The sequence below is a fragment of the Pseudomonas cremoricolorata DSM 17059 = NBRC 16634 genome, from assembly GCF_000425745.1.
GTDB lineage: Bacteria > Pseudomonadota > Gammaproteobacteria > Pseudomonadales > Pseudomonadaceae > Aquipseudomonas > Aquipseudomonas cremoricolorata.
The window spans coordinates 56,918-70,966 of the sequence record NZ_AUEA01000015.1 but is presented as its reverse complement, the minus strand read 5'-3'; the positions used below and the strand labels follow the sequence as shown (position 1 = coordinate 70,966).

Below are 14,049 nucleotides of genomic sequence, written 5' to 3'. Positions count from 1 at the left end.
TGCAACTTGCTGCAACCAATCAGTCGCGCACGTAAATGATTTCCGGGCCGTCTTCGTCGTCTTCGAAGTCATCCCAGTCATCGTCGTCGCCGATGTCGTGCACGCTCTTGACGCCGGTGCGGCGCAAGGTGCGGGCGTCGTCCAGGGCTTGCAACTGGGCGCGCGCCTCGTCTTCGATGCGCTGGTCGAGCTCGGCGAGTTCGGCTGCGAACACCGGGTCGTTGGCCAGGCGATCAGCGCGGTCTTCGAGGTAACGCATCAGGTCGTGGCTGAGCTTCTCGGTGCCCTGCTTGGAGATCGCCGAAATCACGTAGACCGGGCCTTCCCACTGCAGACGCTCGACCACTTCCTTGACGCGTTCATCGCGCTCGTCGTCCATGACCATGTCGGCCTTGTTCAGCACCAGCCAGCGCTCACGCTCGGCCAGCGACGGGCTGAAGCGGGTCAGCTCGTTGACGATCACTTCGGCGGCATCGGCCGGGCTGCTTTCATCCAGTGGCGCCATGTCCACCAGGTGCAGCAGCACGCGGGTACGCGCCAGGTGCTTGAGGAAGCGAATACCCAGGCCGGCACCATCGGAGGCGCCTTCGATCAGGCCGGGGATGTCGGCGATGACGAAGCTCTTCCAGCGGTCGACGCTGACCACACCCAGGTTCGGCACCAGGGTGGTGAACGGGTAATCGGCAACTTTCGGCTTGGCGGCCGAGACCGAGCGGATGAAGGTGCTCTTGCCGGCGTTGGGCAGGCCGAGCAGGCCGACGTCGGCGAGCACTTTCATTTCCATCTTCAGGTCGCGCTGATCGCCGGGCTTGCCGGGCGTGGTCTGGCGCGGCGCACGGTTGGTGCTGGACTTGAAGCGGGTGTTGCCCAGGCCGTGCCAGCCGCCCTGGGCGACCATCAGTTTCTGACCGGGCTTGATCAGGTCACCGATGACTTCCTGGGTGGTGGCGTCGATCACCGTAGTGCCGACCGGCACGCGCAGGAACAGGTCTTCGCCTTTCTTGCCGGTGCAATCGGTGCTGCCGCCGTTGGCGCCGCGCTGGGCCTCGTGGTGGCGGGTGTAGCGGTAGTCGACCAGGGTGTTGAGGTTTTCGTCGGCGACCATGTACACCGAACCACCATCACCGCCGTCGCCACCGTTGGGACCGCCGTTCTCGATGAACTTCTCGCGACGGAAGCTCATGCAACCGTTGCCGCCGTCACCGGCTTTGACCCGAATGGATACTTCGTCAACAAACTTCATAAAAACCGCCTCTCGTCTCTCGACGAGTTGAATACTGGATAACCTTGAGGCTCTTGCGAAGATGGCGCGGCGGCCCCGTACAGCAGTAGAAACCCACGCCGGCAGCCCATACAAACAGCTTTGCAAGAGGCTCACTACAAACGAAAAAGCCCCGTCGCATGACGGGGCTTCTGGAGCGACGTCGCGATTAAGCGGCGACGATGCTCACGTAACGGCGGTTGAACTCGCCTTTCTTCTCGAACTTGATCACGCCTTCGATCTTGGCGAACAGGGTGTGATCCTTGCCGATGCCCACGCCGTAGCCCGGGTGGAATTCGGTGCCGCGCTGGCGGACGATGATGTTGCCTGGCTTGATAACCTGGCCGCCATACATCTTCACGCCAAGGCGTTTCGATTCTGAGTCGCGACCGTTACGAGTACTACCACCAGCCTTCTTGTGAGCCATGGTTCAATTCTCCAAATAAATTCAGGGGACCGAGGCGATTAAGCCTGGATACCGGTGATTTTGATCTCGGTGAACCACTGGCGGTGGCCCATACGCTTCATGTGGTGCTTACGACGACGGAACTTGATGATGCGCACTTTATCGTGACGACCTTGCGACACGACTTCGGCAACGACGGTAGCGCCGGCGACGACTGGAGCACCGATGGTGACGGCGTCACCGTTGGCAACCAGCAGAACGCGGTCGAAGGTTACGGATTCGCCAGTGGCGACTTCCAGTTTCTCGACCTTGAGGTATTCACCTTCAGCGACTTTGTACTGCTTGCCGCCGGTAACGATTACTGCGTAAGACATGGGTATTTCTCCGATAATCCTGCTCACCCAGCGCTTTATAAGAAGAGTATTGGCTGGCATGGCTGCACGAGGCTGGAAAGGCCCGGTGCAATTGCGTAAGGCAGGTGCTGCCCAGGAAAGTAGGGTGCGCGATTGTACGCAACCGCCCTGCCCCTTGCAAGTACCGCCCCCGAGCCCGCCGCCACGCGCCTTGACACACCCGTACCCGCGACCTAGCATGCCGCGCAACCTCAATGGAGCAGCCGATGCAACCCCAATCCTTCTACCGCGCGGTGGCTGAAGACTTCAGTGCCGTCGACGAGATCATCAAGAAACAGCTGACCTCGCGCGTGCCGCTGGTATCGAAGATCGGCGACTACATCACCTCGGCCGGTGGCAAGCGCTTGCGCCCCCTGCTGGTGCTGCTCTGCGGCAAGGCCCTGGGCCGCGAAAGCGACGACCTGCGCCTGCTCGCCGCGACCATCGAATTCCTCCACACCGCCACCCTGCTGCACGACGATGTGGTCGACATGTCGGGCATGCGTCGCGGCCGCTCCACCGCCAACGCCCTGTGGGGCAATGCACCAAGCGTGCTGGTGGGCGACTTCCTTTATTCGCGCTCGTTCGAAATGATGGTCGAGCTGGGCTCGATGCCGGTGATGCAGATTCTGTCGCGCGCGACCCGGGTCATCGCCGAAGGTGAAGTGCTGCAACTGTCGCGGGTACGTGACGCCAGCACCAGTGAAGAGGTGTACATGGAGGTCATCCGCGGCAAGACCGCGATGCTCTTCGAAGCCTCTACCCACAGCGCCGCCGCCCTGGCCGGCGCCGATGAAAGCCAGCGCGAAGCCCTGCGTACCTTCGGTGACCACTTGGGTGTGGCCTTCCAGCTGGTCGACGACCTGCTCGACTATAAAGGCGACTCGGAAACCCTGGGCAAGAACGTCGGCGACGACCTGGCCGAAGGCAAACCGACCCTGCCGCTGATCTACACCATGCGCGAAGGCACGCCCGAGCAGGCCGCGCTGGTACGCCAGGCCATCCAGAAAGGCGGCCTGGAAGACCTCGAGCAGATTCGCCTGGCGGTCGAGCAATCCGGTGCGCTGAAGTACACCGCCGAGCTGGCACGCGACTACGTCAAGCGCGCCATCGAATGCCTGGAAGTGCTGCCGGCCAGCGAATACCGCACGGCCCTGATCGAACTGAGCGAGTTCGCCGTCGCACGTACGCACTGATTCCCCAGCGCTTCATCCTCGCGGGTGAACCCCCTGCTGCGTAACTCGCAACGGGCGGTTCACCCGCGCTGCATTTGTCCGGACATAAACACTTCGCCGCCAATACCTTATACAATGTGGGCCTTTCCGCCCCCTGCTTAAGGAACCGAAGTGAGCACGCTGCCCCCCTGCCCCAAATGCAATTCCGAATACACCTACGAAGACGGCACCCAGCTGATCTGCCCTGAATGCGCCCACGAGTGGTCGGCCAGCGGCGACGCCGAGGCGGCCAGCGATGAAGTGGTGAAGAAGGATTCGGTCGGCAACGTGTTGCAGGACGGCGATACCGTCACCGTCATCAAGGACCTTAAAGTCAAAGGCTCGTCGCTGGTGGTCAAGGTCGGCACCAAGGTGAAGAACATTCGCCTGTGTGACGGCGATCACGACATCGATTGCAAGATCGACGGCATCGGCGCCATGAAGCTGAAGTCCGAATTCGTGCGCAAGGTCTGATCGCGCTGTGCACGGGGCTGCCTGAGCGGCGGCCCTGGCAGATCCTGCAAGGGGATCACGCACAGAAACATGAAAACCGCCAATAGGCGCTTGCTATTCTGATAATAAGAATTATTCTCATTGGAAATGCTTTCCAAGGAGAAACCCCATGACCTACCTCATCGACGCCTGGCTCGACCGTCCTCAACCCTACCTGCGCATCCTCCATCGCGAAACCGGCGAAGTGTGCGCGGTGCTTGGTGAAGAGGCTATCGACGAACTACGCGATCAGGGCGACCTGGACCTCAGCGGGCTGAATTCCAGCGAACCGATCGTGCTCAAGGAGCTGGTGCGTAACCTGTTTCTATTCTGCTATGCCAGAGCGTTGCGCCCGGGCGGCGCAGAATGGGGGCACTGAAAAGCGCGTTGCGGGGCCAAATGCAGCGCCCCGCGCGCGGTGAAGCGGGGAATTACAGGACGTCGAGCAGCTCGATGTCGAAGATCAGCACGCTGTGCGGGGCGATGCTGCCAACGCCTTGGGCGCCGTAGGCCAGCTCGCTCGGCACGTACAGGCGCCACTTGCTGCCGGCGTTCATCAGTTGCAGGGCTTCGGTCCAACCGGCGATCACGCCGCCCACCGGGAATTCGGCAGGCTGGCCACGCTGGTACGAGCTATCGAACACCGAACCGTCGATCAAGGTGCCGTGGTAGTGGGTACGCACGGTGTCGTCACGGCCAGGCTTGGCGCCTTCGCCAGTGGTGACCACTTCGTACTGCAGGCCCGAGGCCAGGGTGATAACGCCTTCGCGCTGAGCGTTCTCGGCGAGGAATGCCTTGCCAGCACCCGCCGCCGCTTCGGCCTTGGCCGCAGCTTCAGCCTGCATGACTTCACGGATCACCTGGAAGCTCGCCGACAGGTCGGCTTCGCTGACGCGGCTTTCGGCACCGGTGAAGGCGTCGGTCAGGCCAGCGACGATGGCTTCGAGGCTGACACCCGGTGGCGGGTTGTCACGCAGTTGACCGCCCAGCTGGCGGCCAATGCCGTAGCTGACGCGGGTTTCGTCGGTGGACAGATTGAGTTCGGACATTGACTTGCTCCGCTGCCGGGCGCACGAGCGCTGCGCCCTGGATGATAAAGGGCCAGCAGCCTAGCACACCCGCGCGCGGGTAATCAGCTACCAGGTCGGATGGGGCGAGATGGCCACTTTCAAGTCTTCTTCGGGGTGCACGCCCATGCCGCACATCTCGTCCTGCACCGACCAGTGCACCAGGTTCATCGACTCGAGGGGCAAGGCCTGCAGCAGCTCGCGGGCCTCGGTCACCGAGCGCACACGCAGGCGTTGGCCCTGGGCGTCGGCGAGCGGATGGGGCTTGCCATCGAGGCAGGCTTCGAGCAGGTAATCACCGCCCTCGATGCCGATCAGGTTGAGTTCTTCCACACGGCCAGCGATGGCCTCGAGATGAAGCTGATGCAGGTTCATGGACACACCTCTTGGCACACGGCCATGGAAGCCCATTTTTCGTACAGATCAAGGTAAAGCACAACCCGCAGCGCGTGCCGCTGGTCTGGCGGGCACCTGCCCGCCGCAGCGGCTCACTCAGTGCTTGGTGAGCTTGTCCAGATAGCCCATGACGAAGGCCGAAATGACGAAGGTCATGTGGATGATCACGTACCACATCAGGTATTCGGTGGAGATGTTCTGCGCATCCATGAACACCCGCAGCAGATGAATCGAGGAAATCGCCACGATCGACGCGGCAACCTTCATCTTCAGCGAGGTGGAGTCCATCTTGCCCAGCCAGCTGAGCTTTTCCTTGCCCTCGTCGATGTCCATCTGTGACACGAAGTTCTCGTAGCCAGAGAACATCACCATCACCAGCAGACCACCGACCAGCGACATGTCGATCAGCGACAGTATCACCAGCACCAGGTCGGCCTCGGCCATGCTGAACACGTTGGGCAGGACGTGAATGATTTCCTGGAAGAATTTCAGCGCCAGGGCCAGCAGGCCCAGCGACAGGCCAAAGTAGATCGGAGCGAGCAGCCAGCGGGAGGCATACATCGCGTTTTCAAGAAAGCGTTCCATGGGGAAAGGACTCGTCAGATGGCGGGACAGCGCGGGCGAGTATATCCAGCAGCCTGTGCCAGAAAAAGCCCGTGGCAGATGCACATCACCGACGCAGGCGCGCTCACTGCTCAGGATGGAATTGATAGTCGCCAAGGTTGCGGCAGCGCTCGCCGTTGATGCGGCGCAGTTGCGCCTGCAAATGCAGGCACCAGATCTGCGGATCGTCGGCAACCTGATAACCGTGCAGGGTCAGGCTGTCGACGATGGCGTTCATCACCGATTCGGCAACCAACGGCCCATGGAACGGCCCTTGGGCCTTGATCGCCGAGGGCTGCTCGCCCTGCATGCCAGCGGCGAACAACAGCGTCCATAAACCATTGCCACCGGCCAACGGGCGGATCGAGCATTCGATGCGGGTCACCAGGCCCAGGCACTGGCGGGTGAGGCTGAGGTTGCGCATGGCGGCCGCCTCTCTGATCGAGCACGTTCAGCCCCCTAACGGCAGGGCTGTTTTCGTCTTGAACGCTGAAACTGTCCTTGTTTGAGCGTAGTAGAGAGTGACTGACAGTTGGAAAACCGGCGCCGAACGGTAGCCATTAGCCTTCAGCGCCGGATTATTGACTAGTTAGGTTTTGCTTGCGCCACCATGTCCTCGAGACGCTCTTTTTCCGCCTCTTTGACGTCCTCTTCGCTGACCATCTCGGCAATGAAGCGCAGGCGCTCGACCACCCGCGCGTTGACGCTGCCTTCGGGGAATTCGCCCTCTTCGTCCGGTGCCCCGGCATCCTCGCCCACCAGCAGGCTCAGGGCCTCATCGGCCTGGCTCACGGCATAGACGTGGAACTGGCCATTCTCCACCGCTTGCAGCACGCGTTCATCGAGCATCAGCGTGGCGACGTTGGCCTTGGGAATGATCACCCCTTGTTCGCCATTCAATCCACGGGCCTGGCACAGGCGGAAGAAGCCTTCGATCTTCTCGTTGACGCCACCCACCGCCTGCACTTCGCCGAACTGGTTGATCGAGCCGGTGATGGCGAAGCATTGCTTGAGCGGGGTGCGCGACAGCGCCGAAATCAACGTGCAGGCCTCTCCCAACGAGGCGCTGTCACCGTCGACATAGCCGTACGACTGCTCCAGCGCGATGCTCGCGGAAATCGCCAGGGGGAATTCCTGGGCGTAGCGGCTACCCAGATAGCCGGTGAGGATCATCACCCCTTTGGAGTGAATCGGCTGGCCGAGGTTGACCTCGCGTTCGATGTCGACGATGCCACTGCCGCCGGGGTAGACCGTCGCGGAGATACGCGCCGGCATGCCGAAGGCCGAATCACCCACTTCCAGCACGGTCAGGCCGTTGCACTTGCCGATGGCGGCGCCGTCGGTGTCGATGAGGATGATGCCGGCGAGCATGTCGTCCAGCACCCGTTGCGAGACCCGCCCGGTGCGCGTGGCCTTGGCCCGCAGGGCACGCTCGATGTGGCCGGCGTCGGTCATCTCGTCGCTGGCCAGCTGGCGGATGAAGTCCGCTTCGCTGACCAGTTGGAACAGGTCACCGATGCGGGCCGAGAGGCGCGACTGGTTTTCTGCCAGGCGTGCGCTGTAGGTGGCCAGGCGAGCCACGGCATCGCTGGTCAGCGGCGCCATGCCCTCTTCGTTGGTGCGGGTGCGCAGCAACTGGGCGAACTGCTCGAGGTTCTCGTCGACCATCGGCATGTCTTCGTCGAAGTCCACCAGCACGCGGAACATCTCCTGGAAGTCCGAGTCGTGGTCCTGCAGGGCGTAGTACAGCTGGCGCGAGCCGATGATCACCAGCTTGACGCTAAGCGGGATCACTTGCGGAGTCAGGCTGATGGTCGCGACCCGGCCCAGTTCGCCCAGCGGCGATTCCATCTTCAGCTGGCGCGACTGCAAGGCGCGCTTGAGGCCGTCCCAGACGAACGGCTCACCGAGCATTTTCTCGGCTTCAAGAATCAGGAAACCGCCGTTGGCGCGGTGCAGTGCGCCGGGGCGCAACTGCCGGTAGGAGGTGTACAGCGCGCCCTGGTCGGTGCTGTATTCGATGCGCCCGAACAGGTTGTCGTAGGTCGGGTGTGGTTCGAACACCACCGGCGCCCCGCTGTTGCCGGCGTGACCTGCGACCAGGCTCGGCACGTACTGGTCTTCGAGCAGCTTGCGCGCGGCGGCGTCGGTCTTGCTGTCTTCGACCAGTTGCTCGATCACCGTGCGCAGCAGGTTCAACTGCACCGATTGCAGGTAGGCGCAGACCCCGGCGTTTTCCGCATACTTTTGCGACAGCGGCGCCAACAACGGCTGCAGGGCCAGGGTGATGGTTTCTTCGTTGAGCTGGCGCAGCTGATTGTTCGACTCGCGCTTCCACTGCGGCAGGCTGGCGAGTTCTTCGTTGAGGCGTTCTTCCAGGGCGGCGATGTCGCTGTGGAAACGCTCGCGCACCTCATCGGGCAACTGCGCGAACTCGGCTTCATCCAGCGCCTTGCCATCGGCCATGGGGGTGAAGGCGACGTTGCTGCTGTCGCGATACAGCGCCACATCACGCTCCAGCGAGGCGCGCTCGATGACGTCGAGGGCGCGGTCGTAACGCTGGTTGAAGGTGCGGTCGATGGCGCCCTTCTTCTGCTGGAACGAGGGGTGTTCGAACACCGCCGGGAAGGTCGCCAGCAGGTTGTCGATCAGGCCATGCATGTCGGCGACGAAGTCACCGGCGCTGCCCGATGGCAGCTCCAGCGCGCGCGGTTCGCGCGGGTCGTCGAAGTTGTTGACGTAGACCCAGTCGGCCGGGGTCTTCTGGCGCTTGCCTTCGGCCTTCAGGTAGCGTTTGACGAACGAGAAACGGCCGGTGCCCGGCTCACCCATGACGAAGACGTTATACCCGGGCCGCGGCATCGCCACGCCGAACTGCAAGGCCTCGACAGCACGCTCCTGGCCCAGCACGCCACGGAACGGCTCCAGATCATCGGTGGTGGAAAAGGCGAACTGTTCAGCGGAGAAACGCCGGGTCAGGGCTTGTGGCGCGAGACGCAGGCGCGAGGCGACAGGATCGGGCATTGGGTTTCCTTACTTCGGCGGGCAGTGCTGGCATTCTGGGGCTGCCCGCGCACCACTGGCAAGGCTCGCCCGGACTTTATGTCGCAGCCACACACGCGCAAATTTTTCGCGATAAGCCACGCAACCTTTGGATCAGGCCTAGACTCCAAATTGCGCGGGAGGAGTAGAAAGACTTCCCGAGCTGGCATCTCGCTGCCAGACCCTGACCATTGGAACGTCTACGAAAAAGAGAACAATGCTATGAAACGGATTCTTCTGGGTACCCTGTTCGCCGCAGTTTCGATCAACGCCATGGCCGAAGCGCCAGGCGGCCCGAACTGCGGTTGGGGCAACATGCTGTTCGAGGGCCAGCGCGGTACTCCGGCCCATTTCCTGGCTTCAACCACCAACGGCACTTCCGGTAACGCCACCTTCGGCATGACCTCGGGCACCAACGGTTGCTCGACCAAGGCTTCGCTGACCTACGGCGGCAAATCCTGGCTTGCCATGAATGGCATGATGAACGAGCTGTCCGAAGACATGGCGCAAGGTCAAGGCGAAGCCCTGACCACCTACGCCGTGGTCATGGGTGTGGCGCCTGAAGATCGTGCGCGCTTCGCCTCCGTCACTCACGAGCACTTCCAGCAGATCTTCAACACTGCAGACGTCAACGCCGAGACCGTGCACACCAACACCCTCGCGGTCCTCAAGACCGACCCGCAACTGGCCAAGTACGCCACCGAGGCTTGAGTCCTGCCAACCCGCCCTGCACAACAGGGCGGGTTCGGTGCATCCTATCGGCCTCCTCCTGACCTAGTTGCCCGACATGCTCAAACGCCTTTCCCTGCTGGCGCTCAGCGTCAGCGCACCGCTGCATGCCGCACCCCACCTCGATTCGGCCCGCGCGCAGCAGCTGGCTGACCTGCCGTACTGGATCGCCCTGGGGCATTACGAGAAAGGCAAGCTGGGCGGCTGGCGCAGTTATGTCGACGACCGCAAATTCTTTCTCGCAGACGACGGCGCGCACCATCCCGCGCAAGAGCTGCAAGCGACCGTCGCGGCGCTGTATGCCCCGGCAAGCCTGGGCAACCAGCATGCCCAGTGCGTGTTCCCGGCGCGTACCCGCTGGTTGCGCGAGCAACTGACCCTGACCGACCTACCGCGTCCGGACTGCAGCGAATACCGCGAATGGTACGCAGACGTCGCACCGCACAGCGCGGCGCTGATCTTCCCGGCGGCGTACCTGAACAGCCCCTCGTCGATGTTCGGCCACACCTTGCTGCGTATCGACAAGGCCGATACCCACAGCAACGAAACCTCGCTGCTGAGCTACGCGATCAACTTCGGCGCGTACATCGAAGGCAGTGACAACAGCATTCTCTACGCCTGGAAAGGCCTGGCCGGCGGCTACCCAGGCCTGTTCGCGCTGATGCCTTACCAGGACAAGCTCTCCGAATACCGCAGCCTGGAGAACCGCGACCTGTGGGAATACCAGTTGAACCTGACGCCGGAAGAAACCGGGCGCATGGTCGAGCATGTCTGGGAACTCAAGCAGGTGCAGTTCGACTACTTCTTCTTCGATGAAAACTGCTCGTACCGCCTGCTCGAACTGCTGCAGGTGGCGCGTCCGTCGCTCGACCTGACCTCGCAATTCCCCCTGACCGCGATTCCCACCGACACGGTCAAAGCGGTCAAGCAGTCGGGCCTGGTCGCCGACACCCGCTACCGTCCCTCCCGCGAGCGCGAACTGCTGGCCCGCGCCGAGCCGCTGGATGCCGAGGAACAGCGACAGGTGCTGGCGCTCAGCGCTGACACCGCTCAGTTGCAAAGCCCAGGCTTCACCGCCCTGCCGCGCGAGCGCCAGGCGCTGGTGCAGGACGCCGCCTACCGCCTGGAGCGCTACCGCGCCAATGGCCAGGAACGTGATCCGGCGCAAGCTGCACGCAGTTTCGAGCTGCTGCGGGCGATCAACCGCAACCCGCCGCCGCCCTTGCAGATCGAAAAACCCGGCCTGCCGGAAGAAGGCCATGAGTCGCGCACCTGGCAGCTGGGGGTCGGTACCCGCGATGATCGCGCCTTTGCCGAATATGGCCTGCGCATGGCCTACCACGACCTCAACGACAACGCCTATGGCTTCCCGCTGGGTGCGCAGATCGAAATCCTCCAGCTCAAGGTGCGCCAGTACGAAGGCAACCAATGGCAGGTACAGCGCCTGGACCTGGCCACCATCCGCTCGCTGACCCCGCGCAACGCCCTGTTGCAGCCGTGGTCGTGGCAGGTCGCAGGGGGGCTGGAGCGGGTGCCGGGCAAGCATGGCGATGAAGTGTTGGTCAGCCACGTCAATGGCGGCGCCGGTGGTACCTGGCAACTGGCCGACGATGTGCTGGGTTTTGCCCTCGGCACTGCGCGGGTCGAACACCACAACGACTTCGCCGAGTTCATCTCCCCGGCTGCCGGCTTCAACACTGGCGTGCTGTGGCGCAACGGGCTGGGCAACCTGAGCCTTGAGGCCAAGGGCGATTTCTTCACCAATGGCGAGGTGCGGCGTAGCCTGAGTCTCAATCAGCAATGGGAGCTGTCGCGCAACCTGGGCCTGCGCCTGAGCGCCAAGCGTGAGTTCAGTCACCTGACCTCGGCGCAGAACGAGGTCATGCTCGAGATGAAGTGGTATCACTACTGAGTTGGCGTATTGCCATCGAGCCCTTCAGGCCGCATGGCAATTGCACATCGTTTTGACATCCCGGCGACAAACTCGCGCCTAGACTCGTTGAATCCTTCGAGGGTTCATGGACATGGCGCGATATTGGTGTGGGCTGTGCGTGTCGTTGCTGCTGCTGGTCGGCTGCCAGTCGGCGCGAGAGCAGATGCTGCAGGACGGTTACCCGCCCGCCTATGCCGACGGCTTTCAGGATGGGTGCAGTAGCGGCCGAGAGGCCGCCGAGCTGACGGTCGGCCGTTTTCGCAAGAACGTGCCGCGCTACCTCGCCGAGCGCCAATATGAAACTGGCTGGGACGATGGTTTCCGGCAATGCGAGGGCATGCAGGCCAGCCACGACCAGCGTGTCGAACGCGCCAGTTTCCTGGATGAGCGTGAGCGCGATTGGCAGCAGGAAAACGCCCGCGATATGGCCCGCGCCTTCCGCCATCACTGAGCATGCACAAGCCATGCAACGAAACCACAGGGCGATGCCCAGGGTCCCACTCTCAAAGGAGGCCTTAGCATGAGCCGAGCATTCGTCAATGAAGATCACGCCGCCGCCCAGGCCAGTGAGCCTGTGCAACGGCGCATCAGCGAGCAACCCAATTACGTCACCGCCAGCGGCCTGGCCCAGTTGCAGTCCCGCGTCGAGACGCTCAACGCCGAGCGCCGGCAACTGCAAGCGCAAGGCGAACGGGCCGACAAGCAACGCCTGGCCGACAACGAAAGCGACCTGCGTTATTTCACCGCTCGGGTACTCAGCGCCCAGCCGGTGCCGACACCCACTGCGCATGACAAGGTGCAGATCGGCAGCCGCGTGACCTTCGCCGATGAGCATGACCATAAGCAACAGGTGCGTCTGGTGGGCGAAGACGAGGCCGATGCCACGCGCGGCCTGATCAACTGGGGCTCGCCCTTGGGGCAGGCGCTGCTCGGTGCAGCGCCAGGTCATGAAGTGCTATGGAAGCGGCCAGCAGGGGATCTGCTGATCGAGGTGATCGCGATCGACGCGGGCGAGTCCACGGGCAGTCGCGCCTAGGCGCGAAGGTACGACCCCCTTCGCCCCCTCGCCGCTTTACACCACTCCTTGCGCCAACATGGCATCGGCCACTTTGACGAAGCCGGCGATGTTGGCGCCTTTGACGTAGTTGACGCTGCCGTCGGCCTCTTCACCGTAGTGCACGCAGGCATGGTGGATCGACTGCATGATGTTGTGCAGCTTGCTGTCCACCTCACCTGCGGTCCACAGCAGGCGCATGGCGTTCTGCGACATTTCCAGGCCCGACACCGCAACGCCACCGGCGTTGGACGCTTTGCCCGGAGCGAACAACGTACCGGCTTCGATGAACAGGTCGACCGCATCGAGGGTGGTCGGCATGTTGGCGCCCTCGGCGACGCAGAAGCAGCCGTTGCCCAGCAGGGTGCGAGCATCGTCCAGGTTCAGTTCGTTCTGGGTTGCGCAGGGCAGCGCGATGTCGCAGGGCAGCGACCACGGCGTCTGGCCCTTGCGGAACTCCAGGCCCAGCTCACCGGCCAGGGCGCTGAGGCGGCCGCGCTTGACGTTCTTGAGCTCCATCAGCGCATCCCACTGGCTATCGTTCAAGCCGGCTTCGCAGTACAGCGTGCCTTCCGAATCGGACAGCGAGATGACCTTGCCGCCCAAGTCCATGACCTTGCGCGCGGCGTACTGGGCGACGTTGCCGGAGCCGGAGATCGCCACCCGGTGACCGTCGATGCGCAGTTGTTTGCGCTTGAGCATTTCCTCGGCGAAATACACACAGCCATAGCCGGTGGCCTCGGGGCGAATCAGGCTGCCACCGTAGTTCATGCCCTTGCCGGTGAGCACCGAGGTGAACTGGTTGGCCAGACGCTTGTACTGACCGAACAGATAGCCGATTTCGCGACCGCCAACACCGATATCACCAGCCGGCACGTCGACGTCAGCGCCGATGTGGCGGTACAGCTCGCTCATGAAGGCCTGGCAGAAGCGCATGACTTCGCCATCGCTCTTGCCCTTCGGGTCGAAGTCCGAGCCGCCCTTGCCGCCACCCATGGGCAGCGAGGTCAGCGAGTTCTTCAGCACCTGCTCGAAGGCCAGGAACTTGAGCACGCTGAGGTTCACCGAGGGGTGGAAGCGCAGGCCGCCCTTGTACGGGCCGATGGCGCTGCTCATCTGAATGCGGAAGCCGCGGTTGACCTGCACCTTGCCCTGGTCATCGACCCAGGAAACACGGAACAGCACCGCACGCTCGGGTTCGCACATGCGTTCGAGGATGCCTGATTGCAGGTAGTGAGGATTGGCTTCGAGGAAGGGCCAGAGGCTGCGCAGCACCTCTTCCACGGCCTGGTGGAATTCGGGTTGGGCAGGGTCGCGCTGGTGCAGGCGGGCCAGGAAACTGTCGACGGATTCGATCATGCTAGACATCTCACCAAGAGGAGGAACTTGTTGATTTTTTCCCGACTCTAGCAAGAGCGACCGCACTGCAAAAGTGCGTGATGTCGTTTTAATGAAAATTT

Annotated in this window: 16 protein-coding genes; 7 read left to right on the top strand and 9 right to left on the bottom strand. The window is 62.7% G+C overall.

Annotated features, from left to right (window positions below; translation table 11 throughout):
• Nucleotides 1-19: 19 nt before the first annotated feature.
• The 3 genes from cgtA to rplU form a co-directional block, all read right to left on the bottom strand.
• The gene (gene cgtA / locus H618_RS0117020) at nt 20-1,243 is read right to left on the bottom strand and encodes an Obg family GTPase CgtA (RefSeq protein ID WP_028696212.1); all 1,224 of its coding nucleotides are present in this window, start codon (nt 1,241-1,243) and stop codon (nt 20-22) included.
• Nucleotides 1,244-1,430: 187 nt separating this feature from the next.
• Complete coding sequence (rpmA, locus tag H618_RS0117015) at nt 1,431-1,688, bottom strand: 50S ribosomal protein L27 (RefSeq protein ID WP_023533198.1); 258 nt, start codon at nt 1,686-1,688, stop codon at nt 1,431-1,433.
• A 38-nt stretch (nt 1,689-1,726) separates the two neighbouring features.
• Nucleotides 1,727-2,041 (bottom strand): 50S ribosomal protein L21, encoded by a 315-nt coding sequence (gene rplU / locus H618_RS0117010; protein ID WP_028696211.1) that lies wholly within the window; start codon nt 2,039-2,041, stop codon nt 1,727-1,729.
• Nucleotides 2,042-2,286: 245 nt separating this feature from the next.
• Here rplU and H618_RS0117005 point away from each other — a divergent pair, with 245 nt between their 5' ends.
• The 3 genes from H618_RS0117005 (at nt 2,287) to H618_RS0116995 (ending at nt 4,144) form a co-directional block, all read left to right on the top strand.
• Nucleotides 2,287-3,255 (top strand): polyprenyl synthetase family protein, encoded by a 969-nt coding sequence (locus tag H618_RS0117005; protein WP_028696210.1) that lies wholly within the window; start codon nt 2,287-2,289, stop codon nt 3,253-3,255.
• 150 nt (nt 3,256-3,405) lie between these two features.
• Nucleotides 3,406-3,747 carry a zinc ribbon domain-containing protein YjdM gene (locus H618_RS0117000; RefSeq protein WP_028631723.1) on the top strand — a complete coding sequence of 114 codons (342 nt, stop codon included), beginning with the start codon at nt 3,406-3,408 and terminating at the stop codon, nt 3,745-3,747.
• 148 nt (nt 3,748-3,895) lie between these two features.
• Nucleotides 3,896-4,144 (top strand): PA4570 family protein, encoded by a 249-nt coding sequence (locus H618_RS0116995; RefSeq protein ID WP_028696209.1) that lies wholly within the window; start codon nt 3,896-3,898, stop codon nt 4,142-4,144.
• Between the two features lie 52 nt (nt 4,145-4,196).
• On the opposite strand, the gene bamJ is transcribed toward H618_RS0116995, so the two are convergent.
• The 5 genes from bamJ to H618_RS0116970 all read right to left on the bottom strand — a co-directional run bounded on the left by bamJ (nt 4,197) and on the right by H618_RS0116970 (nt 8,855).
• Nucleotides 4,197-4,814 carry a BamJ family beta-barrel-assembly machinery protein gene (gene bamJ, locus H618_RS0116990; protein ID WP_028696208.1) on the bottom strand — a complete coding sequence of 206 codons (618 nt, stop codon included), beginning with the start codon at nt 4,812-4,814 and terminating at the stop codon, nt 4,197-4,199.
• Nucleotides 4,815-4,901: 87 nt separating this feature from the next.
• Nucleotides 4,902-5,207, bottom strand: a complete 306-nt coding sequence (locus H618_RS0116985) for a DUF6482 family protein (protein ID WP_028696207.1) — start codon at nt 5,205-5,207, stop codon at nt 4,902-4,904.
• A gap of 117 nt (nt 5,208-5,324) precedes the next feature.
• A complete protein-coding gene (locus H618_RS0116980; protein WP_028696206.1) occupies nt 5,325-5,813 on the bottom strand; it encodes a TIGR00645 family protein in 489 nt (162 codons plus the stop codon).
• A 103-nt stretch (nt 5,814-5,916) separates the two neighbouring features.
• On the bottom strand, nt 5,917-6,255 hold the full coding sequence (locus tag H618_RS0116975; protein ID WP_028696205.1) for a PA4575 family protein: 339 nt from the start codon (nt 6,253-6,255) through the stop codon (nt 5,917-5,919).
• A 161-nt stretch (nt 6,256-6,416) separates the two neighbouring features.
• Nucleotides 6,417-8,855 (bottom strand): Lon protease family protein, encoded by a 2,439-nt coding sequence (locus H618_RS0116970; RefSeq protein ID WP_028696204.1) that lies wholly within the window; start codon nt 8,853-8,855, stop codon nt 6,417-6,419.
• A 240-nt stretch (nt 8,856-9,095) separates the two neighbouring features.
• Between H618_RS0116970 and H618_RS0116965 the strand changes: the two genes are divergently transcribed.
• From H618_RS0116965 to H618_RS0116950, 4 genes are all read left to right on the top strand, one after another.
• Entirely contained in the window at nt 9,096-9,584 is a 489-nt protein-coding gene (locus H618_RS0116965; RefSeq protein WP_028696203.1) for a DUF3015 domain-containing protein, read from the top strand.
• Between the two features lie 76 nt (nt 9,585-9,660).
• Complete coding sequence (locus tag H618_RS0116960; RefSeq protein WP_028696202.1) at nt 9,661-11,514, top strand: Lnb N-terminal periplasmic domain-containing protein; 1,854 nt, start codon at nt 9,661-9,663, stop codon at nt 11,512-11,514.
• Between the two features lie 112 nt (nt 11,515-11,626).
• A complete protein-coding gene (locus tag H618_RS0116955) occupies nt 11,627-11,986 on the top strand; it encodes a hypothetical protein (RefSeq protein WP_028696201.1) in 360 nt (119 codons plus the stop codon).
• Nucleotides 11,987-12,055: 69 nt separating this feature from the next.
• On the top strand, nt 12,056-12,571 hold the full coding sequence (locus H618_RS0116950) for a GreA/GreB family elongation factor (RefSeq protein ID WP_028696200.1): 516 nt from the start codon (nt 12,056-12,058) through the stop codon (nt 12,569-12,571).
• A 36-nt stretch (nt 12,572-12,607) separates the two neighbouring features.
• Here H618_RS0116950 and gdhA read toward each other — a convergent pair whose 3' ends face one another.
• The gene (gene gdhA, locus H618_RS0116945) at nt 12,608-13,948 is read right to left on the bottom strand and encodes an NADP-specific glutamate dehydrogenase (RefSeq protein ID WP_028696199.1); all 1,341 of its coding nucleotides are present in this window, start codon (nt 13,946-13,948) and stop codon (nt 12,608-12,610) included.
• Between the last annotated feature and the right edge of the window lie 101 nt (nt 13,949-14,049).

Coding starts and splice junctions, on each gene's coding strand:
- cgtA (WP_028696212.1), bottom strand. CDS start 1,243: ATGAAGTTTGTTGACGAAGTATCCATTCGGGTCAAAGCCGGTGACGGC.
- rpmA (WP_023533198.1), bottom strand. CDS start 1,688: ATGGCTCACAAGAAGGCTGGTGGTAGTACTCGTAACGGTCGCGACTCA.
- rplU (WP_028696211.1), bottom strand. CDS start 2,041: ATGTCTTACGCAGTAATCGTTACCGGCGGCAAGCAGTACAAAGTCGCT.
- H618_RS0117005 (WP_028696210.1), top strand. CDS start 2,287: ATGCAACCCCAATCCTTCTACCGCGCGGTGGCTGAAGACTTCAGTGCC.
- H618_RS0116995 (WP_028696209.1), top strand. CDS start 3,896: ATGACCTACCTCATCGACGCCTGGCTCGACCGTCCTCAACCCTACCTG.
- bamJ (WP_028696208.1), bottom strand. CDS start 4,814: ATGTCCGAACTCAATCTGTCCACCGACGAAACCCGCGTCAGCTACGGC.
- H618_RS0116985 (WP_028696207.1), bottom strand. CDS start 5,207: ATGAACCTGCATCAGCTTCATCTCGAGGCCATCGCTGGCCGTGTGGAA.
- H618_RS0116980 (WP_028696206.1), bottom strand. CDS start 5,813: ATGGAACGCTTTCTTGAAAACGCGATGTATGCCTCCCGCTGGCTGCTC.
- H618_RS0116975 (WP_028696205.1), bottom strand. CDS start 6,255: ATGCGCAACCTCAGCCTCACCCGCCAGTGCCTGGGCCTGGTGACCCGC.
- H618_RS0116970 (WP_028696204.1), bottom strand. CDS start 8,855: ATGCCCGATCCTGTCGCCTCGCGCCTGCGTCTCGCGCCACAAGCCCTG.
- H618_RS0116965 (WP_028696203.1), top strand. CDS start 9,096: ATGAAACGGATTCTTCTGGGTACCCTGTTCGCCGCAGTTTCGATCAAC.
- H618_RS0116960 (WP_028696202.1), top strand. CDS start 9,661: ATGCTCAAACGCCTTTCCCTGCTGGCGCTCAGCGTCAGCGCACCGCTG.
- H618_RS0116955 (WP_028696201.1), top strand. CDS start 11,627: ATGGCGCGATATTGGTGTGGGCTGTGCGTGTCGTTGCTGCTGCTGGTC.
- H618_RS0116950 (WP_028696200.1), top strand. CDS start 12,056: ATGAGCCGAGCATTCGTCAATGAAGATCACGCCGCCGCCCAGGCCAGT.
- gdhA (WP_028696199.1), bottom strand. CDS start 13,948: ATGATCGAATCCGTCGACAGTTTCCTGGCCCGCCTGCACCAGCGCGAC.